This is a genomic window from Amycolatopsis sp. NPDC003865 (assembly GCF_053605345.1).
In genome coordinates this window covers 311,493-334,293 of record NZ_JBSGJA010000001.1, presented here as the reverse complement: position 1 = coordinate 334,293, position 22,801 = coordinate 311,493, and the positions used below count along the sequence as shown (strand labels likewise).

General features: G+C 74.6%; 15 protein-coding genes. 12 read left to right on the top strand and 3 right to left on the bottom strand.

Annotation, left to right across the window (positions count from 1 at the left end):
• Positions 1–68 precede the first annotated feature (68 nt).
• The gene (locus tag ACWEVP_RS01685) at positions 69–1,553 is read left to right on the top strand and encodes an MFS transporter (RefSeq protein WP_452060699.1); all 1,485 of its coding nucleotides are present in this window, start codon (positions 69–71) and stop codon (positions 1,551–1,553) included.
• Positions 1,554–1,636: 83 nt separating this feature from the next.
• Here the strand turns inward: ACWEVP_RS01685 and ACWEVP_RS01680 are convergent, their stop codons facing one another.
• The 3 genes from ACWEVP_RS01680 to ACWEVP_RS01670 all read right to left on the bottom strand — a co-directional run bounded on the left by ACWEVP_RS01680 (position 1,637) and on the right by ACWEVP_RS01670 (position 4,768).
• On the bottom strand, positions 1,637–2,218 hold the full coding sequence (locus ACWEVP_RS01680; protein WP_452060698.1) for a TetR/AcrR family transcriptional regulator: 582 nt from the start codon (positions 2,216–2,218) through the stop codon (positions 1,637–1,639).
• Positions 2,219–2,309: 91 nt separating this feature from the next.
• Positions 2,310–3,143, bottom strand: a complete 834-nt coding sequence (locus ACWEVP_RS01675) for an LLM class flavin-dependent oxidoreductase (protein ID WP_452060697.1) — start codon at positions 3,141–3,143, stop codon at positions 2,310–2,312.
• Positions 3,144–3,208: 65 nt separating this feature from the next.
• Entirely contained in the window at positions 3,209–4,768 is a 1,560-nt protein-coding gene (locus ACWEVP_RS01670; protein WP_452060696.1) for an FAD-dependent oxidoreductase, read from the bottom strand.
• A 264-nt stretch (positions 4,769–5,032) separates the two neighbouring features.
• Between ACWEVP_RS01670 and ACWEVP_RS01665 the strand changes: the two genes are divergently transcribed.
• The 11 genes from ACWEVP_RS01665 to ACWEVP_RS01615 all read left to right on the top strand — a co-directional run bounded on the left by ACWEVP_RS01665 (position 5,033) and on the right by ACWEVP_RS01615 (position 22,701).
• Positions 5,033–6,679 carry a beta-ketoacyl reductase gene (locus ACWEVP_RS01665; protein WP_452060695.1) on the top strand — a complete coding sequence of 549 codons (1,647 nt, stop codon included), beginning with the start codon at positions 5,033–5,035 and terminating at the stop codon, positions 6,677–6,679.
• Positions 6,680–6,709: 30 nt separating this feature from the next.
• The gene (locus tag ACWEVP_RS01660; protein WP_452060694.1) at positions 6,710–7,516 is read left to right on the top strand and encodes an SDR family NAD(P)-dependent oxidoreductase; all 807 of its coding nucleotides are present in this window, start codon (positions 6,710–6,712) and stop codon (positions 7,514–7,516) included.
• A gap of 70 nt (positions 7,517–7,586) precedes the next feature.
• Positions 7,587–15,287, top strand: coding sequence for a type I polyketide synthase (locus ACWEVP_RS01655; protein ID WP_452060693.1), 7,701 nt, complete (start codon positions 7,587–7,589; stop codon positions 15,285–15,287).
• Between the two features lie 148 nt (positions 15,288–15,435).
• Complete coding sequence (locus ACWEVP_RS01650; RefSeq protein ID WP_452061316.1) at positions 15,436–15,573, top strand: hypothetical protein; 138 nt, start codon at positions 15,436–15,438, stop codon at positions 15,571–15,573.
• Positions 15,570–17,780, top strand: coding sequence for an ABC transporter permease subunit (locus ACWEVP_RS01645; RefSeq protein ID WP_452061305.1), 2,211 nt, complete (start codon positions 15,570–15,572; stop codon positions 17,778–17,780). The genes ACWEVP_RS01650 and ACWEVP_RS01645 overlap by 4 nt, the downstream gene beginning before the upstream one ends.
• Positions 17,781–17,799: 19 nt before the next feature.
• Positions 17,800–18,759: a glycine betaine ABC transporter substrate-binding protein gene (locus tag ACWEVP_RS01640; RefSeq protein ID WP_452060692.1), complete on the top strand. Its 960-nt coding sequence runs from the start codon at positions 17,800–17,802 to the stop codon at positions 18,757–18,759.
• An 84-nt stretch (positions 18,760–18,843) separates the two neighbouring features.
• Positions 18,844–19,329 carry a YbaB/EbfC family nucleoid-associated protein gene (locus ACWEVP_RS01635; RefSeq protein WP_452060691.1) on the top strand — a complete coding sequence of 162 codons (486 nt, stop codon included), beginning with the start codon at positions 18,844–18,846 and terminating at the stop codon, positions 19,327–19,329.
• A 23-nt stretch (positions 19,330–19,352) separates the two neighbouring features.
• Positions 19,353–19,691 (top strand): hypothetical protein, encoded by a 339-nt coding sequence (locus ACWEVP_RS01630; RefSeq protein ID WP_364455377.1) that lies wholly within the window; start codon positions 19,353–19,355, stop codon positions 19,689–19,691.
• Positions 19,688–20,827 (top strand): hypothetical protein, encoded by a 1,140-nt coding sequence (locus ACWEVP_RS01625; protein ID WP_452060690.1) that lies wholly within the window; start codon positions 19,688–19,690, stop codon positions 20,825–20,827. The genes ACWEVP_RS01630 and ACWEVP_RS01625 overlap by 4 nt, the downstream gene beginning before the upstream one ends.
• 29 nt (positions 20,828–20,856) lie before the next feature.
• A complete protein-coding gene (locus ACWEVP_RS01620; protein ID WP_452060689.1) occupies positions 20,857–21,462 on the top strand; it encodes a hypothetical protein in 606 nt (201 codons plus the stop codon).
• A gap of 66 nt (positions 21,463–21,528) precedes the next feature.
• The gene (locus ACWEVP_RS01615) at positions 21,529–22,701 is read left to right on the top strand and encodes an ROK family transcriptional regulator (RefSeq protein ID WP_452061304.1); all 1,173 of its coding nucleotides are present in this window, start codon (positions 21,529–21,531) and stop codon (positions 22,699–22,701) included.
• Positions 22,702–22,801: the final 100 nt, after the last annotated feature.

Below are 22,801 nucleotides of genomic sequence, written 5' to 3'. Positions count from 1 at the left end.
CTGATTCGCGCGGATCAGCGCTGGTCGAGGACATGCCGGTCCGAAAGTCTGCAGCAGGGGGTTGCTCGATGACCACTACGCCACGGTCCACCGATGCGGCGGCGGGCGTGTCGCCGCCGGACGCGCCCGAGGAGCCGCGCAACCTCGGGCTGGCGCTGATCGTGATCGCCGCGGCGACGTTGCTGATCATGCTGGACGCCAGCATCGTGAACGTCGCGTTGCCGACGATCCAGGCCAGCCTCGGTTTCTCGACCGAGCACCTGGAGTGGGTCGTCACCGCCTATTCGGTGGCGTTCGGCGGGTTGCTGCTCCTCGGCGGCCGCACCGGCGACCTGTTCGGCAGGCGCCGGATGTTCATGGTCGGCATCGCGGTGTTCACGCTGGCGTCGTTCGCCGGCGGCTTCGCGATGAACCAGCCGTGGCTGATCGCCGCCCGCGCGGTGCAGGGCGTCGGCGCGGCGATCGCGGCGCCGACCGCGCTGTCCCTGATCGCCACCACGTTCCCCGAAGGCGCGCGGCGCAACAAGGCGATGGGCGTGTACGCGATCGTCTCCAGCGGCGGCGCGGTGCTCGGGTTCATCCTCGGCGGCGTGCTGACCGACATCGCCACCTGGCGGTCGGTCCTGTTCGTCGTCGTCCCGATCGGGATCCTGGTCCTGCTGGCGGCGCCCAAGGTGCTGCCGGAGTCGAGCCACCGCGCGGGCAAGCTCGACCTGCCCGGCGCGGTCACCGTGACCGCGGGCATGGCGTTGCTGGTCTACGGGCTCATCCAGGCGTCGGCGACGTCGTGGTCGAGCACCTCGACGTGGGTGCCGCTCGCCGTCGCGGTCGTGCTGCTGGCGGCCTTCGTGGTGATCGAGTCCAAAGTGGCCGCTCCGCTGCTGCCGTTGCGCGTGCTGGCCGGGCACAACCGTTCGGCCGCTTACGCGATCACGCTCGCGGTCGGTGTCGGCCTGTTCGGCGTGACGTTCTTCCTCACCCTGTTCCTGCAGAAGATCCTCGGGTTCGGGGCGATCGGCGCGGGCCTGGCGTTCCTGCCGATCGCGGTCGCGATCGGGTTCATGGCCTCGACCATGGGCAGGCTGGCCGCGAAGATCGGCATCCGGATCGGTGTGATCACCGGTCCGCTGGTCGCCGGGATCGGCGCGCTGGGGCTGTGGCTGACGACGTCGGCGGACGGCAGCTACGGGTGGGTCGTCGGGCCGATGATCCTGCTGGGCTGCGGGATCGGCATCGCGATCGTGCCGCTGACGCTGACCGCGATCACTTCGGTGCAGCCGATGGAGGCGGGCATCGCGTCCGCGCTGGTGAGCGTGAGCCAGCAGGTCGGCGGCGCGATCGGGCTGGCCGTGCTCGGCACCGTCGCGATCACGACCACGCGCGGCCGGATCGGGGGCGACACGTCCGCACACCACGTCGCCGAAGCCACGGTCGCCGGGTACCAGAACGCTTTCCTCGTGGCGGGGTGCGTGCTCATCGCCGCATTCCTGCTCGGGCTCGTCGCGGTCAAGGCCAAACCGAAGCCGAAGACCCCGGCCGGCGCGGCTTCCTGATCCGGGGAGGTGCGCGGGTGACCGGGGCGGCCGCCCCGCCGGTGATCCCGGCGCGGGTGGCGGCCCCGGTCTTCCGCGTTTTCCTAGCCGAGCGGGCAGAGCAGGGTGATCTCGTCCTGCACGACGGCGAAGGGCCGTTCGGTGACGGCCTGCCGGGTCGCGGCACCGATCAGGTACGACGTCAGCATGCGGGCCCGCAATTCGGCGTTTTCCACTCCGACGGCGCCGAGCAGCTCGTGGAATATCCCGGTGATGTCCCGGGTCATCGAGTCGGTGGCCCCGAGCCGCCCGGTGCGCACGGAATGCAGCCAGTATTCGTGCCAGAGAACAATGGTGCCGGGCGCGGCGTGGAATATCTTCAGGTATTCGTCGACGGCCGACCAGAAACGGTCCAGCACATCGGTGTGCCGCGCGACGGCCCGCCGGATGGCGCACCCGAAAGCGGCGATGTGCGCGGCCATCGCCTGGTCGATGAGCTCGTCCATGTCGGAGAAGTAGTAGTGGATGGCGCTTTTGGTGAGCGGGCTGGCCGCGGCGACGGCGCGCACGGTACACCCGGAGAGCCCGTTCTCGACGAGGACGAGTTTGGCCGCTTCGACGATTTTCGCCCGCTTCTCCTCCTGGTTGGGGGAGAATTCTCGATTTTCGGCGCGGCCACTCTGCATGGTGTCCAGGATAGCGTATTTTCCGGGACGGACATCTCCCGGAGAATCATGCGGGCGAAAGAAGATTTCCGAAGTGGACGCCGCGGGCGGCTCAGCCCGCCGCCTCGGCGATGCGGTCCACCTGGTCCACGTCGGTCGTCCAGCAGTACACGACCACCTCGTCCGCGCCCATGTCCGCGTAGCCGGCCACCGCGTCCCGAAGGCGCTCGGGGGTGGTCAGCACGTCCTCCAGCACTTTTTCCGCGTACGGGCCCAAGCTCCGGTAGTACGCCGCGATCGCGGAAAGCCCGCGCTCCACCCGCTCGGGCGGCCCCAGCACCGCGTTCACCTGGGCAACCAACCGGGGCGCGCCCGGGCGCTCGGCGGCCTGCCACGTCTTCTCGACCGCGCGGAACAACTGGTCCGTCAGCTCCGCGGGTGACACGCTGATGAACCCGTCGCCCCAGCGGGCCACCCGGGAGATCGCCCGCGGGCTGAACCCGCCGAACAGCAGCTCGGGGCCGCCGGCCCGGGCCGGAGCCGGGCCGATCGCCGCTCCGGGCGCCCACGTTTCCCGCAGCCGGGCCAGCTGGTCGTCGAGGCGGCGGCCGCGGCGGTGGTAGTCCTGGCCGGTGGCCGTGAAGTCGTCCGGGCGCGGGCCGATCCCGATGCCGAGGCTGAAACGGCCGCCCGACATCCGGTCCAGCGTCGCGGCCTGCTTCGCGAGCAGCACGGTTTCCCGGGTCGGTGCCAGCAACACGGTGGTCTGCAAGCGGATCCGGCTCGTGGCCCCGGCGACGGCCGCCAGCGCGACCAGCGGCTCGGGGTTGTCGTACACGACCCGGTCGCCCAGCCCGACCGACGCGAACGGGCCGGTGTCGGCCCGGCGGGCCCAGTCGAGCAGGACGTCGGGGTCCTGCAGGGGAAGGCCGAGGCCGATCTTCATGAAAGCCACCTCTCCGGGGAAAACCACCGCTGTCCGGGCCAGATTACCGTTACCGGCAACGGAAGTCAGCCGGGCAGCCGGACCGATTGCGAGTGCCGGAAGAAGTCGGTCGGGTCCCAGCGCGCCTTGACCCGCTGCAGCCGAGGGTAGTTCGCTCCGAAGTACAAAGTGGACCACGGGACGCCGGAGCGGTTCAGCGCCGGGTCGACGATGTCGGGGTCGGGGTTGTTGATGTTGGTGCCGTCGACGACGTCGCCGGGCACGGGGTAGCCGCCGGTTCCGGCGAAGGTGTCGGCGTAGAGGTCGCGCAGCCACGCGAGGTTCACCTCGTCGTCGGCCGCCCGGGTCCAGAACGTCTCGAACTCCGCGTACAGCACCGAATCCCGGTGCGGCATCGCGGTTTCGGCGCTGCCGACCGCGTTCAGCCTGCCGCCCATGCTCATCAGCTGGAACACCCCGAGCGGGTTCGGGTAGTCGTCGCGCTGGAGGTTGCGGTAGACCGCGCCCAGCTGCTCGTCGGTGAAGCCGCGCCGCATCCACGCGCTTTTCACGGCGCTGCGCAGCGTCGGGTCGTAGAGCAGCGTGCCGCCGCCGACGAACTTCGTCGACGCCAGCCAGGGCACTTCCCGCGGCGGCGCGGCCATCGTGATCCCGGTGCCCGCGACGACGGCCGCGCCGAACCCGTCGAGCAGGTCCCGCGCACCGGGCACCGTCGCGTCGACCTGGGTCAGCGTGCCGACGCCCATGCCGGACTTCGGCCGGGCGAACAGGATGCTCGCGAGCGCGGTCCCGGGATCGTCCGGTGCGCTGTTGTCTTCGTGCCACTTCGAGAAGTTCCGGATCAGCGTGTGGAACTTGTCCTCGTCGAGCGCCTGCCACGGCACCCCGGCCGGGCCGACGAGCACCGACGACGGCGGCCGCGGGAGCAGGTGAGCCGGATCGGTGCCCTCGGCGTCCGGGCTGCGGAACCAGAACCGGGTGACGACGCCGAACGTGCCGCCGCCGCCCCCGGTGACCGCCCACCACAGGTCGTGGTCCGGGTCCCGCGGGTCGCGCGACGCGATCACGGTCCGCACCCGGCGGTCGGCGTCGACGACGACCACCTCGACCGCTTCCAGGTGGTCGACGACCGAGCCGTGCTTGCGGGTGAGCAGGCCGAACCCGCCGCCGCTGGTGTGGCCGGCGATGCCGACGGTCAGGCAGATGCCGCCGGGGATCGTCACGCCCCAGGTGCGGTAGAGCGTCTCGTAGATGCGGCCCAGCTGGGTGCCCGCGCCGATGCAGAACGCCCGCCGGGCCGGGTCGTAGTGCACCTGGTTCAGGTTCGACACGTCGAGCAGGATCTGGGTCTGCGGCCCGGTGACGAAGTCGGCGTAGCAGTGCCCGCCGCTGCGGACCGCCAGCCGCTTCCCGCTCGCCACGGCTTCCCGGACGACGGCGGCGACCTGTTCGGTAGATGCGGCCAGCCGGACGGACTCGGGGGTGCCGACCCAGCGCTGGTTGTAGCCCACCACGAGTTCGGCGTACCGGGTGTCGCCGGGCCGGACGACCGCGGGTGCCGGCAGCCGGGTCTCCTCCCGCAGCTGGTCCGGAGCGAGGGTTCCCCGCCCGTCGCGGTGCGTCATGGTGCGTCCTCCCCAGGCAGTGTGCGACCGCGCGATCGCCGCGCTGTGCCGCAGGATATTGAGCCGTCCGGTCCCGCAGGTACCCCTAGACCCCCTGTTCGGCCCCTAACCGGCGGGGTAAGGGCTTGACGGGCGCGCGCGTTAAGGGTTGACCCGGCCGCGCGCCCGCTCCGAGACTCCGTCCGACACACCTTGCCCGCCGCGCCTTTCGCGCGGCCGGGGCGATCCGCATGGGGGCGATCTGTTGTGAGGTCCGGTGATCCGATGACGTGGCGCTACCACGTCGAGTGGCGGCCGCTGCCGGCGGCGGAGGCGACGCCGGCCGGCCGGTGGCTGGTCCTCGAGCCCGGGACCGCCGGCTGGGCGGCCGGATGGGCGGCGGCGCTCGGCGCGGCCGGGGCGCGGGTGGTGCGCGTGCCCGCCGGCGCCGGCCGCGCGGAGCTGGCCGAACTGTTTTTCGGCACCGCAGGGGATTCCGGCTTCGAAGGGGTCGTCTCCCTGCTCGCCGCGCACAGCGGCCCGGACCCCCGTGAGCCCGCGGTCCCGGCCGGTGTCGCGGCGACCTTGACGCTCGTGCAGGCGATGGCCGACACCGGCGTGACCGCGCCGCTCTGGTGCCTGACGCGCGGCGCGGTGTCGACCGGCGCCGCCGATCCGGTGCGCGAGCCCGGGCAGGCGGCGGTGTGGGGCCTCGGGTTCGTGGCCGGGCTGGAGCAGCCGGAGCTGTGGGGCGGGCTCGTCGACGTCCCCGCGGCCGCCGGCCCCGCTGAGCTCGCCCGGCTGTGGGCGGTCCTGGCCGGCGCCGAAGACCAGGTGGCGATCCGGCCCGGAGGCGTCTTCGGCCGCCGGGTGGCGCGCGCGCCCGGGATCGCGGCCGGTGGCTCGTGGCGCCCGGCCGGTACCGCGCTCGTCGCGGGCGGGCAAGGCGCGCTCGGCCGGCACGTCGCCGGCTGGCTGGCCGAATCCGGGTGCGAGCACGTCGTGCTCGCCTCGCGCGACGCCGTGGCGGGCGAGTTCGAAGCGGGCCTCGCGGCGCTGGGGACCAAGGTCGACGTCGAACGGTGCGACCTGGCCGACCGGGACTCGGTGGCCGCGCTGGCCGAGCGGCTGCGGGCGGCGGGCACCCGGCCGCGGGTGGTGTTCCACTGCGCGGGCGCGGCGGAGATGACCGGCGTGCGGGACCAGACGGTCGGCGCGTTCGCCGCCACCGGTGCCGCGAAGACCGCCGGCGCCGCGCACCTGGCCGAGTTCTTCGGCCCCGGCTCGGAAAACTTCGTCATGTTCGCGTGTTTCCCCGGTGTGTGGGGCAGTTACGGCCGCGCCGCGAGCGTGGCGGCCGACGCCCACCTCGACGCCTTCGCCCGGTACCTGCGGAGCACGGGCGTGCCGGCCACCACCGTGGCGTGGGGCGCGTGGGCGGCGGGCGGGACCCTGGCCGACCCGAAGGTGGTGGAGCAGCTGCGCCGCGGCGGGGTGCGTCCGCTCCCGCCGCGGGCCGCGCTGGACACACTGGCGGCGCAGCTCGCCGCCGGCGTCACCGCGGAGCTGGTGATCGACCTGGACTGGCCGACCTTCGCCGCGGTGTTCACGGCCCGCCGGCCCAGCCCGCTGCTCGACGCGATCGCGCGGGAGCCGGTCCGGCCGGTCGCCGAACTGCCCGAGGCGGACCGCCGTCAGGCCCTCGCCGACCTGACGCGCATCGAGGTCGCGGCGGTGCTCGGGCTGAGCCGCCCCGACCTGGTCGCCCTGACCGAACCGCTGGCCGCGCAGGGACTCGACGCCGAACGGGCGGAAGTGTTGCGGGAACGGCTTTCCCGGCGCGCCGCGGCCGAGTTCCCCGCGGACGCGGTGGCCGGGACGGACACGCCTGCCGAGCTGGCCGCCCGGTTGACGGCGCTGCTCGGCGACTGACGAGTTCCGATCCACCCGAGGGGAGATCCAGTGCAGGTTTCGGGAATCGCGGCGGTGGTCACCGGTGGCGCGTCGGGACTGGGGGCGGCGACCGCCGCGCACCTGGCCGAGCGGGGCGCCCGGGTGTTCGCGCTCGACTTGCCCGCGGCGCTCGCGAAGGCGTCGCTGCCCGCCGGGGTGACCGGCGTCGAAGCCGACGTCACGAGCGCCGAACAGGTTGGCGCGGCGCTGGCGGAAGCCGCGGGTGCCGGTGCGCCGTTGCGGCTCGTCGTCAGCTGCGCGGGGGTCGACACACCGGGCCGCGTGCTCGGCGCCGACGGCCCGCACGACCTCGCCGGGTTCCGCCGGGTCGTCGAGGTCAACCTGGTCGGCACCTTCAACGTCCTGCGGCTGGGCGCGGACCTGATCGCGCGCACCGAGCCGCTCGCCGACGACCAGCGCGGCCTGATCGTCAACACCGCGTCGCTGTTCGCCTTCGAAGGCCAGGCCGGGCACGCCGCCTACGCCGCTTCCAAGGGCGGCGTCGTGTCCATGACGCTGCCCGCCGCGCGCGACCTGGCGCGGTACGGGATCCGGGTGGTCACCATCGCGCCGGGGATCTTCGAGACGCCGCTGGTGGCCACGCTCACCGAAGAGCTGAAAGCGGCCGGTCTGGCCGAGCAGTTCGTCTCGGGGCTGGCCGGCGGGCCGCCGTGGCCGCGCCGCTACGGGCGCCCGGCGGAGTTCGCCGCGTTCGTCGAGATGATCGCCGAACACGACTACCTGAACGCCGAGGTCGTCCGCTTCGACGCGGGCCTGCGCGTCGCCTACGGCAGCCCGTCGCCGTCCGCCGGGTGAGCCCCGGCCTCCCGCTCGACTTTCCCGGCGGTCCTCGAAGGTGACCGCCCGTTCCCGGAAGGGGTCTCCGGTGTCCGCGCAAGGTACCGCTCAGGAAGCAATCCCCGCCGTCGTCGGCCTCTCCGCCGTACCGGCGGGCGCCGCGGACCCGGTCTGGCGCCGGCTCGCGCCGTGGGCGCCGCCGGCGGGGGACCCGCGCGAGCCCGGGACGTTCGACCGGGAGCTGTTCGGGCTTTCCGGTCCGCGGGCCGGAGCCTTGACGCCGGAACAGCGGGCGTCGCTGGAGCTGGCCTGGGACGCGTGGGTCGACGCCGGGGCGCCGGCCGGCCGGGTCTCCGTCACGATCGACGCCGGCTGGGACGACCGGGGCCGGGTGCTGGTCCGCACCGCGCTGGCGGCGGTCGTGCCCGAGCTGGCCCCGGCGGCGGTCACCATCGCGCCCGGGGCCGGGGTGCCGGTTCCGGCCGACGGGGAAGTCGTGCTGTACGGCTCGGCGGACACGGGGTTCGCCGTGCTCAAGCGGCCGGCCGCCGGGGACCGCGTGCGCTGCCTGCTGCGTGACGGCGAAGTCGTCGCCCCGCCCGCCGTCCCGGCCGGGGAGGCGGTGCCCGGCCCGGTGCCGCTGGTGCTGTCGGCGGCCGGCCCGGCCGCGCTGCGGGAGAGCGCCGCCCGGCTGCGGACCCACCTCGAGGGCCGGTCCCTCGGCGACGTCGGCTGGACGCTGGCCACCCGGCCGAGGCTGGCGCACCGGGCGGTCCTGCTGCCCGGGTACCGCGCGGACGCCGCCGGACTGGCCGACGCCCTGGCCGGCGGTTCCGCGGTGCGGCACCTGGTCACCGGGCACGCCGGCGAGGGCGGCGACGTCGTCTTCGTCTTCCCCGGGCAGGGGCCGCAGTGGGTGGGCATGGCCGAAGAGCTCCTGGCCACCTCGCCGGTGTTCGCGCGGGCGATCGACGACTGCGCCGAAGCCCTCGCCCCGTTCACCGGCTGGTCGCTGACGGACTTCCTCCGCGGCGCGCCGGGTTCGCCGTCGCCGGAGCGGGTCGACGTGATCCAGCCCGCCCTGTTCGCGGTGATGGTCGCGCTGGCCGCGCTCTGGCGCGCGCACGGCGTGCACCCGGTCGCGGTCGTCGGGCACAGCCTCGGGGAAATCGCCGCCGCGCACGTCGCCGGCGCCCTTTCGCTGTCCGACGCCGCCCGCGTCGTCGCGGTCTGGAGCCGGCTGCAGGCCGAGCTCACCGGCCGCGGGGACATGGCCTCCCTGCCGCTGTCCGAAGAGGACACCGCGGCCGCGCTGGCGGGTTACGCCGGCCGGGTCACCCTCGCCGCGGTCAACGGCCCCCGCCAGGTCGTCGTGTCCGGCGACTCCGCCGCGGTCGCCGAACTGCTGGCCGACCTCGCCGGGCGGGGTGTCCGCGGCAAGCTGCTCCCGGTCGGCCTGGCGGCGCACTCCGCGCACATCGACGAAATCACGCCGCGCCTGGCGGAAGCGCTCGCGCCGCTGCGGCCGCGGCCGGCGGAGATCCCCCTGTACTCGACGGTGACCGGCCGCCCGCTCGGCACGCGGCTGACCGACGCCGGGTACTGGTGCGCCAACCTGCGGCAGCCGGTCCGGTTCGCCGAGGCGGTGACGGCGCTCGCCGGAGCGGGCGCCGGGTTCTTCGTCGAGGTGAGCCCGAACCCGGTGCTGACCATGGGGATGCAGCAGACGTTCGACGAAGCCGCGCCCGCCGCCACGGCGGTGGGCACGCTGCGGCGCGGCAAGGGTGGCCTCCGGCAGTTCTTCGCCGCGGCCGCGGAGCTGCACGTCCGGGGCGTCGACGTCGACTGGGCCGCGCCCTCCCGCGGCGGCCGGCGGGTGGACCTGCCCGGGTACGCCTACCAGCGCGTCGCCGTCCCGGCCGGCCCGGCCCCCGGGCCGTACGCCCTGACCTGGCGGCCCGCTCCGGCCGCGGCACCGGCGAAGCCGGCGGGCCGCTGGCTGGTCGTGCACCCCGCCGGCGTGGACGCCGACGCGGCCGGCCGGCTCGCGGCCGCTCTCGAGCCGGCGGCCGTCCGGGTGGCCGACTGGCCCGGAACGGCGGCGGAAACCGGCGTGGCGGGCGTCGTTTCGCTGCTGCCCCTGTCCGCTGTGGACGATCTGCGGGCCGCCTTCCCCGGCGCGCGGCTGTGGGCGGTCACCCGTTCGGTGGCCGCCGCCCCGGACGACGCGGCCGGGGCGGCGGGCCGCGCGGTGGGCTGCGAGGTCGTCGACGTCGACCGCGTCGACGCCGCCACCGCGGCCGCCGTCGCGACGCTGGTCGCCGCCGGTTCGCCGGGCGCCGTGCGCGGGGGCGCCGCGCTCGTCGAAGAGTGGCACCCGGTCCCCGCGGGGCCCTGGCCGTTGTCCGGCTGGGATCCCACCGCCGACGGGCCGTTCGAGGTGCGCGACCCGGCGGGGGCCCCGGTCGCCGTCGTCGTTCCCGCGCCGGCGGCCGGCACCGTCCTGGCGTCCGTGACGGCCGCCGTGGCGGCGGTGCCCGCCGACCTCCCGCTGGTGTTCCTCGCCGCGCCGGGCGCGGCCGGGGAACCGGGACTCACCGCGGCCGCGGCCCAGGCGCGCTCGCTGACCGCCGTGGCCGCGGACCTGCGGGCCCGCGGCCGGACGGCGACCGTGCTCTCGGCACCGGCCGAGCGCCTCCCGGAAGTGCTGCCGGCCGCGCTGGGGGAGCACCCCTTCGTCGCCGTCCCGCTCGATCCCGGCCGCTTCGCACCGGCGGCCGAGGCCGGGACCACCGCGTCCCCGGTGGCCGGGCTGTCCGGCCCGGAGCGGCGCCGCCGCCTGGAAGAGCTGGTCCGCGAGGTCGCCGCGTCGGTGCTCGGGCACGACTCGGCGGGCGCGGTGCCGCCCGGGAAATCCTTCCAGGACCTCGGTTTCGACTCGCTCACCGCCGTCGGGCTGCGCAACCGCCTGGTCGCCGAGACCGGCATCCCCATGCCCGCCACCGTCGTCTTCGACCACCCGACGCCGGCGGCGCTGGCCGCGTTCCTCGACGGCGGCGACGATCCCGCGGCCGAGCCGGACGGCCCGGCCGCGGCGGCCGACGAGCCGATCGCGATCGTGGCGATGGCGTGCCGGTTCCCCGGCGGTGTCCGGACACCCGAGCAGCTGTGGGACCTCGTCCGCGCGGACGGGGACGCGATCGGGGAGTTCCCCGGCGACCGCGGCTGGGACGTCGCCGGGCTGTACGACCCCGAACCCGCCGTGCCCGGCCGGTTCTACCAGCGCGAAGGCGGGTTCCTGACCGACGCGGGCGCCGCCGACCCGGCGTTCTTCGGGATCGGCCCGCGTGAAGCGCTGGCGATGGATCCCCAGCAGCGGGTGCTGCTGGAGGTCGCGTGGGAAACCTGGGAGCGGGCCGGGATCGTGCCCTCGTCGGTGCGCGGCAGCCGGACCGGGGTGTTCGTCGGGGCGATGACGCAGGACTACGGCCCGCGCCAGCACGCAGCGCCGGCGGAGCTGGAGGGGTACCTGCTCACCGGGAACACCGGCAGCGTCGCGTCCGGCCGGATCGCCTACACGTTCGGCCTGGAAGGCCCGGCGGTGACGGTCGACACCGCGTGCTCGTCGTCGCTGGTGGCCACGCACCTGGCGGTCCGGGCCCTGCGCGCGGGCGACTGCGAGCTCGCGCTCGCCGGCGGCGTCACGGTGATGGCGAACCCGGGCATCTTCGTCGAGTTCAGCCGCAAGCGCGGGCTCGCGCCGGACGGCCGCTGCAAGCCGTTCTCCGCCGCCGCCGACGGGTTCGGCCTCGGCGAGGGCGCCGGGTTGCTCCTGCTGGAACGGCTCTCCGACGCGCGCCGCAACGGGCACCGCGTGCTCGCCGTGATCCGGGGCTCGGCGGTCAACTCCGACGGCGCGTCCAACGGCCTCACCGCGCCCAGCGGGCCGGCCCAGCAGCGGGTGATCCGCCACGCGCTCGCCGACGCCGGACTGTCCACATCGGACGTCGACGTCGTCGAGGCGCACGGCACCGGCACCCCGCTCGGCGACCCGATCGAGGCGCAGGCGCTGCTGGCGACCTACGGGCGGGGCCGTCCCGCGAGCGACCCCGTGCTGCTGGGCTCGGTCAAGGCCAACATCGGGCACGCGCAAGCCGCGGCCGGGGTGGCCGGGGTCATCAAGACCGTGCTGGCGATGCGGGCCGGCCGGCTGCCGCGCACGCTGCACGCCACCGAACCGACCCCGCACGTCGACTGGTCCGCCGGCGGGCTGGCGCTGCTCACCGGCGAGCGGGCGTGGCCGGACCGGGACCGGCCGCGCCGCGCCGCGGTTTCCTCCTTCGGCGTCAGCGGGACGAACGCGCACCTGGTCCTCGAAGCCGCCGAAGAGGTGGCGGAGCCCGCGCCGGCCGCGCCGGCGGACACCGTGCCCTGGCTGGTGTCCGCCAAGACGGCCGACGCGCTGGCCGCCCAGGCGAGCCGGCTGCTTCCCCTGCTGGACGCCGTTCCCGCGCCGCGGCCGGCCGACGTCGCCGCCGCGCTCGCCACCGGCCGCGAGACCTTCGACCACCGGGCCGTCGTCCTCGCCGCGGACCCGGCGGACTTCCGCCGGGGCCTGACCGCGCTCGCCGAGGGGACCGACACCGCCGGCCTGGTCCGCGGGGTCGCCGTCGAAGGGCGGACCGTGTTCGTCTTCCCCGGCCAGGGTTCGCAGTGGCTGGGCATGGCCGTCGACCTCGCCGAGCGGTCGGCGGTGTTCGCGCGCAGCATGGCCGGCTGCGCGGACGCGCTGGCGCCGCACGTCGGCTGGGAGCTGTGGGACGTCATCAGCGGTGTTCCCGGCGCCCCGTCGCTGGAGCGGGTCGACGTCGTCCAGCCCGCCCTGTTCGCGGTGATGGTTTCGCTCGCGGCCGTCTGGCGCGCCCACGGCGTCGAACCGGACGTGGTGGTCGGGCACAGCCAGGGCGAGATCGCGGCCGCGTGCGTGGCCGGTGCGCTGTCGCTGGCCGACGCCGCGCGGATCGTCGCGGTGCGCAGCGCGGCGCTGGCGGCCCTGGCCGGGCTCGGCGGGATGGTCGCGGTCGAGGCGCCGGTGGACGAGGTGCGCGCGAGCGTCGCCGGCATCGACGGGCTGGACGTGGCGGCGGTCAACGGCCCTCGCTCGGCCGTCGTCTCGGGCGTCGTCGAAGCGCTCGACGCCTGGTTCGCCGAGCAGGTCGCGGCCGGGGTCCGCGTCCGCCGGATCGCGGTGGACTACGCGTCGCACTCCGCCCAGGTGGCGGCGATCGAGGACCGGCTCGTCGCCGAGCTGGCCGGCGTCCGGCCGCGGGCGGGCGAGGTCCCGATGCTCTCGACCGTGACCGGGGACCTGGTCGGCGCGGACGAACTCGACGCCGCCTACTGGTACCGGAACCTGCGCGAGCCCGTCGCCTTCGCGCCCGCGATCGCGGCGCTGGCCGAACGCGGGCACCGCTTCTTCGTCGAAGTGAGCCCGCACCCGGTGCTCACCGGTGGGATCGGCGACGTGCTGGCGGCCACCGCCCCCGACGCGGTCGTCTTCGGCACCCTGCGCCGCCGTCACGACGGCCCGGCCACGTTGCTCGCCGCGCTCGCCCGCGCCCACGTGCACGGGCTGTCCCCGGACTGGGCGAGCGTCGCCGGGTTCGGCGGCGGACGCGGCGTCGACCTCCCGACCTACCCGTTCCGGCGGGAGCACTACTGGCACGTGCCGTCCGCGGTCGCGCGGGCGGACGCGGCCGGGGACGCGTTCTGGGCGGCGGTCGAAGACGGGGACGCCGAGGTGCTCGGCCGGGTGCTCGACCTGCCCGCCGAGGGCACGGGGCCGGCGCTGGCCGGGCTGCGCCGGTGGCGGGAGCAGTGGCGGGCCGAACCGGTGGTCGACGGCTGGTGCTACGCCGTCGACTGGCGGCCGGTGCCGGTGCCCGTGGGGTCCCGGCTGGCCGGCCGCTGGCTGGTGCTCGGCGCCGAGCTGGCCAAGGACCTGGTGACGGCGCTGGCCGGGCTGGGCGCGGACGTCGTCGAAACCGATCTCGGCGCGCTGGCCGGCGAGGTGGGCCGGCCGGTGACGGGTGTGCTGTCGTTGCTGGCGCTGGACGAAGAACCGCTGCCCGGCGAACCGGGCGTGCCCGCCGGGTACGCCGCGACGCTCGCCGCGATCCAGGGGCTGGGCCGTGCGGGCATCGACGCGCCGCTGTGGTGCGTGACCCGGGGCGCGGTCCGGACCGGGGACGGCGACCGGCCGCCGGCGCCCGCGCAGGCGCTCACCTGGGGGCTCGGCCGCGTGGTCGCCCTGGAACACCCCGAACGGTGGGGCGGGCTGGCCGACCTGCCCGCCGACGGCGAGGCCCCGGCGACCGCCCTGGCCGCCGTGCTCGGCGGTCTCGGCGGCGAAGACCAGGTCGCGCTGCGCGGCGCGACGGTCTTCGCGCGGCGGCTGCGGCGCGCGCCGGCCCGCCGGACCGGGCGCACCTGGCGGCCGGAGGGCACGGTCCTGGTCACCGGCGGCACCGGGGCGATCGGCGGACACGTCGCGCGCTGGCTCGCCGGCAACGGCGCCGCGCACCTGGTCCTGGCCAGCAGGCGCGGCCCGGCCGCGCCGGGCGCGGCGGAGCTGACCGCCGACCTGCGGGCACTCGGCGCCGAGGTGACGCTGGCCGCGTGCGACGTTTCCGACCGGGACCAGCTCGCCGGGCTGCTGGCCGCCCACCCGGTCGGCGCGGTCTTCCACACCGCCGCCGACCTCGACGACGGGCTCGTCGACTCGCTCACCCCGGCCCAGGCGGGCCGGGCCCTGCGCGCCAAGGCGGTCTCGGCGCTGCACCTCGGTGAGCTGACGCGGGATCGCGAGCTGTCCGCGTTCGTGCTGTTCTCGTCGATCTCGGCCGTCTTCGGCATCCCGGGGCAGGGCAACTACGCGCCCGGCAACGCCTTCCTCGACGCCTTCGCCGAGCAACGCCACGCCGAAGGACTGCCGGCGACGTCGATCGCGTGGGGCGCTTGGGCTGGTGGGGGACTGGCCGAGGGCGACGTCGGCGACCTGCTCGACCGGCACGGCGTGCCGGAAATGGCGCCGTCCGTCGCGCTCGCCGCGCTCCAGCGGGTGCTCGACGCCGGGAAGCCGGCGGTGACCGTGGCCGACATCCGGTGGGACCGCTTCAACCTCGCCTTCACCGCCGCCCGGCCGAGCCCGTTCGTCCGGGACCTGCCGGAGGTCGCGGAGCTGGCCGAACGCGGCGCGACCGGCGCGGCACCGGCCGGCCCGGCCCCGCTGGCGGCCCGGCTGGCCGGCCTCGACCGGGCCGCGGCGGCCCGCGAGCTGACCGAGCTCGTCCGGACCCAGGCCGCGGTGGTCCTGGGCCACCCGTCGCCGGAGGCCGTCGAAGAGCACCGCGCGTTCCGCGAGCTCGGGTTCGACTCGGTGTCCGGGGTCGAGCTCCGCAACCGCCTCAACGCCGCGACCGGCCTGCGCCTGCCCGCGACCGTCGTCTTCGACCATCCGACGACGACCGCGCTGGCGGAGTACCTCGGCGGCGAGCTGCTGACCGGCGACGACGGCACGACCGGGACCGCGGCGCTGGACCGGGTGGAAGAGCTGCTCGACGGCCTGCCCGCCGAGGACCCGGGGCGCACCCGGCTCGTGGTGCGCCTCGAACGGCTCCTGGCCAGGGCCCGGGGAACGGAGGTCGCCGGCGAACCGGCCGAGGACCTGGCCGGCGCGTCGGACGACGAGCTGTTCGACCTCATCGACCAGGAGTTCGGCGCGGCGTGAGCGGGCACTGCCCGGCCGGCCCGTCGCCCGGACGGTGGACAAGAACCCCGTGGGCGTGCTGGGCTGACAACCGGGCGGTTATTCACCGACGTCGAGGAGGGCGGCACTGAGCCTGTGGGAGTACCTCCGCGAAAACTGGATCGACGTCGTGAACGACGCGATCCTCCACGTGGATCTCACGCTCGCCGCGGTGGCGCTGGCCGTGCTCGCCGGCATGACGCTGGGCCTGCTCACCTACCGGCGTGGCTCGGCGAACTCGCGACCACGACCACCGCCGCGTTCCTGACCGTCCCCTCGATCGCGCTGCTGGGCATCCTGATCGGCCCGTTCGGGCTCGGGCTCACCAACGTCCTGTGCGCGCTGGTGCTCTACGCGCTCCTGCCGATCACCCGCAACACCATCGTCGGGCTGCGGGGCGTCGACCCGGCTGTCGTGGACGCCGCCCGCGGCATGGGCATGACGAAGGCGGCGGTCCTGTGGCGGGTGCGGCTGCCGCTGGCCTGGCCGGTGGTCCTCTCCGGCATCCGCGTCTCGACGCAGATCACCATCGGGATCGCGGCGATCGGCGCCTACGTCAAGGGACCCGGCCTCGGCAACGAGATCTTCGACGGCCTCGGCCGGTTCGGCTCGGTCAACTCCCTGAACCAGGTGCTGACCGGGACGCTCGGGATCGTGCTGCTGGCGCTGCTGTTCGACCTGGCGTTCGTGGTGCTCGGCAAGCTGACGACGTGGCGGCGTCCGCGAGCCCTCGTCGAAACGGCGGAGCAAGCGAACGGCACCGCGGGCGAGACGATCGAGCTGCGGAATCTGAGCAAGCATTACGCGGGACAGCCGGCGCCCGCGGTCGAGGACCTCACCCTGCGGATCCCCGCCGGCGAGATCGTCGTGCTGACCGGCCCGTCCGGGTGCGGCAAGACGACGACCATGCGGATGATCAACCGGCTCGTCGAACCCACCTCGGGCGTCGTCACCGTCGGCGGTACCGACGTCTCGGCGCTCGACCTCGACGAGCACCGGCGCCACACCGGGTACGTCATCCAGCAGGTCGGGCTCTTCCCGCACCTGCGGGTGGCCGCCAACATCGGCGTCGTGCCGCGGGTGCTCGGCTGGCCGCGGCGGCGGATCGCCGGCCGCGTGCGCGAGCTGCTCGACGTCGTCGGGCTGACCCGGGACCACGGCGACCGGTACCCGCGCGAGCTTTCCGGCGGCCAGCAGCAACGCGTCGGCGTCGCGCGGGCGATGGCCGCCGACCCGCCGGTCCTGCTGATGGACGAGCCGTTCGGCTCCACCGACCCGATCACCCGGGCACGGTTGCAGGACGAATTCCTGCGCCTGCAACGGGAAGCGCGCAAGACGATCGTGTTCGTCACGCACGACTTCGACGAGGCGCTCAAGCTCGGCGACCGGATCGCCGTGCTGCGCCCGCGTTCGGTCCTCGCGCAGTACGACACGCCCCAGGCGATCCTCGCCGCGCCGGCCGACGGCTACGTCGCGTCCTTCGCCGGTTCGAAGCGGAACCTGAAGCGGCTGGCGCTGATCCCGGCGGCGGAGGCCGGCCTCGGGCCGCCGGCGGACGGGCTGCCGTCGATCCCGCCTGAGGGCACCCTGCGGGACGCGCTGGACACGATGGTGCGCACCGGAAGCACCGCGGTCGCGGTGGACGGGCGGACGCTCGACCTTCCGCGGCTGCTCGCTGCCCTCCAGCCCGCCGTCGACACCCCGCCGGCGGTTGTAGCGGACGCCCCGCCGAAGACGGTCCCGGAACGGCCGTCTCGGCGCCGGCCCGGGCTGCTGGTCCGCCCGGTCCTGCTCGCCCTCGCGCTGCTGGCGCTGTTCCTGGTCGTGCGCGCGTACCCGCTCGACTCGATCGAACAGCGCTACCTCAACGCCGGCGAGATCTTCGCCGAGCTCGGCGCGCACCTGCTGCTGACGCTGATCTCGACGGTCTGCACCATCGCCATCGCCCTGCCGCTCGGCGTCCTGCTCACCCGCGCGGGCGCCCGGTGGGCCCGTCCGATCGGCCTCGGGCTGGGCAACCTCGGCCAGGCGATCCCGTCGATCGGGCTCGTCGTGCTGCTCGCGCTCTGGATCGGCACGGGCACCGCGACGGCGGTGGCGGCGCTGGTCGTCTACGCGACCTTGCCGGTGCTGCGCAACACGATGGTCGGGCTCGACGGCGTCGACCCGGCGCTCGTGGACGCCGCCCGCGGCATGGGCATGACGAAGACGGCGATCCTGTGGCGGATCGAACTGCCCCTCGCCGTCCCGGTGATCCTCGCCGGGATCCGGACGGCGCTGGTGCTCACGGTCGCGAGCGCGTCGCTGGCGACGTTCATCGACGGCGGCGGCCTCGGCGGCGGGCTCGTCGCCGGGATCGGGCTGTACCGCCCGATCCTGAGCCTGACCTTCGGCATCGTCGTCGCCGCGCTGGCGCTCTTCGCCGACTGGCTGGGCCTGGTCGCCGAGGAGGTCCTGCACCCGCGCGGAACCTAGAACCCCAGGAGGACAACGCATGCGACGCACGACAGCCGTCGTTCTCGCCTTCGTCACGGCGCTCGCCGCCGGGTGCACGATCGGCAAGGACCAGCCCGGCGCCGGGGTGGGCGAGGGGTCCATCAAGAAGATCGACGCGCTGAGCGGCGCGCAGATCCGGGTCAGCTCCAAGGAGTTCGACGAGCAGCTGCTGCTCGGCCAGATCGCCCTCGTCGCGTTGCAGGCGGCCGGGGCGAGCCCGCAGGACAAGACCAACATCACCGGGTCGAGCAACGTGCGTCAGGCCCTCACCAGCGGCGCGGTCGACCTGTACTGGGAGTACACCGGCACCGCGTGGATCAGCTACCTCCGCGAAACGAAACCGATCGCCGACGCGCAGGCGCAGTACGACGCGGTCAAGCGGGCCGACGCCGCCAACGGCGTCACGTGGTGGGCCCGTTCGCCGGCCAACGACACCTACGCGATCGCGGGCAACCCGGCCGTGGTGGACCGGACCGGCGTGAAGACGCTGTCGGACTACGCGGCCTTGGTGAAGCGGGATCCGGCCTCGGCGTCGACCTGCATGGGCCCGGAGTTCAAGAGCCGTGACGACGGCTTTCCCGGGCTGGCCGCGGCATACGGGTTCACGCTGCCCGAGCCGCAGGTCCACCTCCTCAACGACGCCGTCGTCTACCCGAGCGTCGGCAAGGGCGACACGTGCGGCTTCGGCTCGGTCGCGTCCACCGACGGGCGGGTCGCCGGCCAGAAGCTGGCCGTGCTGGAGGACGACAGGCACTTCTTCCCGACCTACAACCCGGCGATCTCGATCGCCGCGGGCGTGGCGCGGAAGTACCCGCAGCTGGAGCAGGTGTTCACGCCGATCGCGGCGAAGCTCGACACCGCGACGCTCACGGACCTCAACAAGAAGGTGAGTGTGGACGGTCAGAAGCCGGCGACGGTGGCCCGCGACTGGCTCAAGGCGGCGGGCTTCATCGGCTGATCTTCGCATTCCGCCGAAATGCCGCGGGAACGCGCCGGATCTGTCATGCTCCGGCCAAGCCCCCGTAGCGCGAAGGAAGTGACGATGTCGGCCGAGATGGACCAGCTGATCGCCCAGTTCGAGACCTTCCAGGCCAAGGTGCGCCAGGCCGAGGCCCGGTTCGCCGAGGTCGGGGACATGCAGGAGCGTGTCGCGCAGGTCTCGACGTCGGTGACCTCGCCGGACGGCACCGTGACCGTCACCGCCGGGGCCGGCGGCACCGTCACCGACCTGCGGCTCACCGCCGGGGCGATGCACCTGGAAGCGGGCCAGCTCGCCCAGCGGATCATGGCCACCCTCCGCCAGGCCGTGGCCGGGGCCGCGCAGCAGCAGGCCGGCATCGTCGACGAGGCGTTCGGTGACCAGCTCGGCTTCGACGTCTCCGGACAGGTCCGGCAGGCGCAGGCCGAAGCGTTCGGAACCGCGGCGCCCGAGCCCGCGTCGGAGCCGCAGGCGCCGCGGCCGCGGCGCCGTCCCGATCCCGGGGACGACGACGACTTCGACCAAGGCCCGATCCTCCGCCGCTCCTGATCCGACCGAGGGAACTCTCCGCGATGCCAGACGGAATCCAGACCAACATCGACGCGATCTCCGGATACGCGCGCCAGCTGCCCTTCTACGAGCAGGAAGCGGACAAGTTCGGGGCCAAGATCGACGCCGCCGACGTGACCGACACGGCCTGGGGCGTCGTCGGGATCTGGGCGAAGCAGGGTTACACCGAGCGCCTCGGCGAACTGCGGTCGCTGCTGGGCGAGCTGAAGGACGGCGTCGACGGGCTCACCACCAAGATGACCAAGGCCGCCGAGATGTACCGCGGCACCGAAGAAGCGGGCGTGATCGCCTTCGGCCGGTACGAGGCGGAGATCGACGCGATCGGGGGCCAGGGCAAGTGACCGAGCCGAAGAAGAGCATCGCGGACGCCCTCGACGTCCAGCCCTACGACGAGAGCATGAGCGCGAACCTCGACCGCGCGGCGGAGGCCACCCCGATCGTCGGCACCGTCTACAAGTCCGGCAAGTCGATCGCCGAGCACGCCCAGCAGGCCGCCGAAGCGGACGGCGCGGGCGAGCTGGCCTCGGCGGGCAAGGCGCTGGTCGCCGACGGCGCGGGGTTCGTCGCCGGCGCCGCGACCGACATGGTCACCTTCGCGATGGACCCGATCGGCTGGCTGGTCGGCCACGGGCTGAACATGCTGCTCGAGCTGGTCCAGCCGCTGCAGGACGCGCTGCACGCCGTCACCGGCGACGGGCCGGCCATCGGGCACGCGTCGGAGAACTTCGCCACGATCGCGCACGGCTTCGTCGCGCTCGCCGAAGACTTCGAGAAGACCGGCGACACGGCGCTGGCCGAGTGGGTCGACGAAGCGGGCAAGGCGGCCAAGGAGGCGCTCGGCGACTTCTCCTCGGGCATCCGCGGCGTCGGCTCGGCGGCCGGGTCGGTCGCCGAGGTGCTGCAGATGTGGTCGATGGTCATGCAGGTCATCGAAGAGGTGATCAAGGCGATCATCACCGAGCTGGTGTCCTGGCTCATCACCATCTGGCTGCCGGCGCTGGCCGCGTCGGTGATCAGCTTCGGCAGCTCGGTCGCCGCCGCGATGACGGCGTCCATCGCCAAGGCCGCGAGCGTCCTGCAGAAGGTCACCCGGTACCTGGGCAAGTTCGGCAAGCTGCTCGACACGTTCATCGAGTTCCTCGCGAAGTACTCGACGAAGGTCGTGGAGATGACCCGGAAGTTCCGGCTCGGCCGGTACGCCGGGGAGTCGCGGTTCGGGCTGGACACGCTGGAGAACACGGCCGGGGTGGCGTTCACCCCCGGGAACCGGATGCTCAGCACGATGTTCGGCACCTCGGTCGGGGCGAGCCCGCTGGTCGCCGGCGCGAGCGTGAAGGCCGGGATCGCCGCGGGCAAGACGGCGTTCGGCGAAGGCAAGGAAGCCGTTACTCCCGAGGAGGACGAGCCGTGGTTCGACAAGAGCGAGATCGGCGGGGACCAGAGCCCGGAGGAGACCCGGCGGAACTTGGACATCTAGCGCGCAAGGCCGTCGAGTTCGGGGACCGCATGGAGGCCGCCGCCGAGGCCGCGCAGGTGCGCCCGAGGTTCCGCGAGCGGGTGGAGGCGCTGATGCGCGACCGCTGGCGCGAGCCGGTGATCGTCTTGCGCCTGGGCGACGCGGACCTGCGGTACGCCGTGCCCGGCCGCCGTCCGGATGGGACGGTCGAGGGCGAAGGCCTGGTACGGCAGGGTTTCCTGACCGTCGCGCGCGGGATCGGCGCGGCGGTGGGGTTCGTCGCGTACCTGGCGAGCTCGGCGGGCAGTGGCGGCGGCAAGGGCGAACGCGAGGTCCAGGTGACCGGCCCGGCCGGCGCCCAGGTCCTCGAACCGCTCGACCTGCTGCGGCTCGCGAAGGGCCCATGGCTGGTGTGCTCGCCGTCGTCGGTCGCGTTCGTGGACACCGGCTCGACGTACCTCGACCCGGCCGACGCGCCCGAGCCGCAGGTGGTGTGGGAGGCGCGGGGGAGCGCGGCGCCGGAGATCGGCTTCCGCAAGCGGACGCTGACCTGGCCGGACGGTTCGCGGTTCAAGTTCCCGCTCCAGGGGCGGACCGAGGAGCGGCACCTGCGGCAGTTCCACCAGTACCCGGACGAGGTGCACTGGCCGGAGTGAGCCGGTGGTGCTCGGGGACGCACTACGCTGAGCCGAATGAGCGCGGTATCCACCCCGGAGCAGTCGATGGTCGAGACCCGGCACCAGACCCGGTTGCTCACCCTGCTGCGGGACGAGGGCCCGATGTCGCGGGTCGAGCTGGGGGAGCGGCTCGAGCTGCCGCGGGCCCGGGTCGGCGCGGAGGTGACGCGGCTCGGGGAAGTCGGGCTCGTCGAGACCGCCGGTCCGTCGGCCAGCCGCGGCGGGCGGCGGTCCACGCTCGTCCGGCTGGCCGGCGACCTGCGGGTGCTCGCGGTCGACGTCGGCGCGACCTCGGTCGGGCTGGCCGTCACCGACGCTTCGTGCGAGGTGCTCGCGCACACCGTCGAGGACTGCGACGTCCGGCAGGGGCCGCACCCGGTGCTGCGGCGGGTCGCCGAGCTCGCGGCGAAGGTCCGCGACCAGGCGCCCGGCCGGCTGGTCGCCGCCGGGATCGGCCTGCCGGGCCCGGTCAGCTTCGCCGAAGGAATGGCCGTCGCGCCGCCGATCATGCCCGGCTGGGACCGGTTCAACGTGCGCGACCACCTCGGCGGGTTGTGGGGCTGCCCGGTCGCGGTGGACAACGACGTCAACGCGATGGCGCTCGGGGAGCGGCACGCCGGGGTCGCGCGGTCGACCGACGACCTGATGTTCGTCAAGATCGGCACCGGGATCGGCTGCGGGATCGTGCTCGGCGGCAAGGTGTACCGCGGGGTCGCGGGCACGGCGGGCGACATCGGGCACATCCGCCTCGACGACTACGGCCCGACCTGCGCGTGCGGCGAGGTCGGCTGCCTGGAGGCCTACTTCGGCGGCGCGGCGCTGGCCCGCGACGGGCTGGCGCTGGCCCGCAGCGGCCGCTCGGCGCACCTCGCCGAGGTGGCGGCGGACGGCGGCGCGGTCACGGCCCGCGACGTCGGCCGGGCGGCGGCGGCGGGTGACTTCGGCGCGGTCAACCTGATCCGCGACGGCGGCCGCCGGCTCGGCCAGGTGATCGCCTCGCTGGTGTGCTTCATCAACCCGGGGATGGTGGTGATCGGCGGCGGGGTGGCCCAGCTCGGGCACCAGCTGCTGGCCGAGGTGCGGAGCGCGGTGTACCGCCGCTCGCTCCCGCTGGCGACGGGGAACCTGCCGATCGTGCTGTCCGAGCTGGGTGAGACGGCGGGTGTCATCGGCGCGGCCTGGTCGGCCACCGACCGGGCGTTCACGCTCAGCAGCTGAGGCCGCGGCTCACTGGGGGTCGCCGGACAACCTCGGCCAGTAACGTCAGGATCGGACAGACTTTTGCATCGTTCGATCGAAAGTCTGTCCGGTTTCGCAC

Coding starts and splice junctions, on each gene's coding strand:
- ACWEVP_RS01640 (WP_452060692.1), top strand. CDS start 17,800: ATGCGACGCACGACAGCCGTCGTTCTCGCCTTCGTCACGGCGCTCGCC.
- ACWEVP_RS01635 (WP_452060691.1), top strand. CDS start 18,844: ATGTCGGCCGAGATGGACCAGCTGATCGCCCAGTTCGAGACCTTCCAG.
- ACWEVP_RS01670 (WP_452060696.1), bottom strand. CDS start 4,768: ATGACGCACCGCGACGGGCGGGGAACCCTCGCTCCGGACCAGCTGCGG.
- ACWEVP_RS01675 (WP_452060697.1), bottom strand. CDS start 3,143: ATGAAGATCGGCCTCGGCCTTCCCCTGCAGGACCCCGACGTCCTGCTC.
- ACWEVP_RS01620 (WP_452060689.1), top strand. CDS start 20,857: ATGGAGGCCGCCGCCGAGGCCGCGCAGGTGCGCCCGAGGTTCCGCGAG.
- ACWEVP_RS01630 (WP_364455377.1), top strand. CDS start 19,353: ATGCCAGACGGAATCCAGACCAACATCGACGCGATCTCCGGATACGCG.
- ACWEVP_RS01685 (WP_452060699.1), top strand. CDS start 69: ATGACCACTACGCCACGGTCCACCGATGCGGCGGCGGGCGTGTCGCCG.
- ACWEVP_RS01680 (WP_452060698.1), bottom strand. CDS start 2,218: ATGCAGAGTGGCCGCGCCGAAAATCGAGAATTCTCCCCCAACCAGGAG.
- ACWEVP_RS01665 (WP_452060695.1), top strand. CDS start 5,033: ATGACGTGGCGCTACCACGTCGAGTGGCGGCCGCTGCCGGCGGCGGAG.
- ACWEVP_RS01615 (WP_452061304.1), top strand. CDS start 21,529: ATGGTCGAGACCCGGCACCAGACCCGGTTGCTCACCCTGCTGCGGGAC.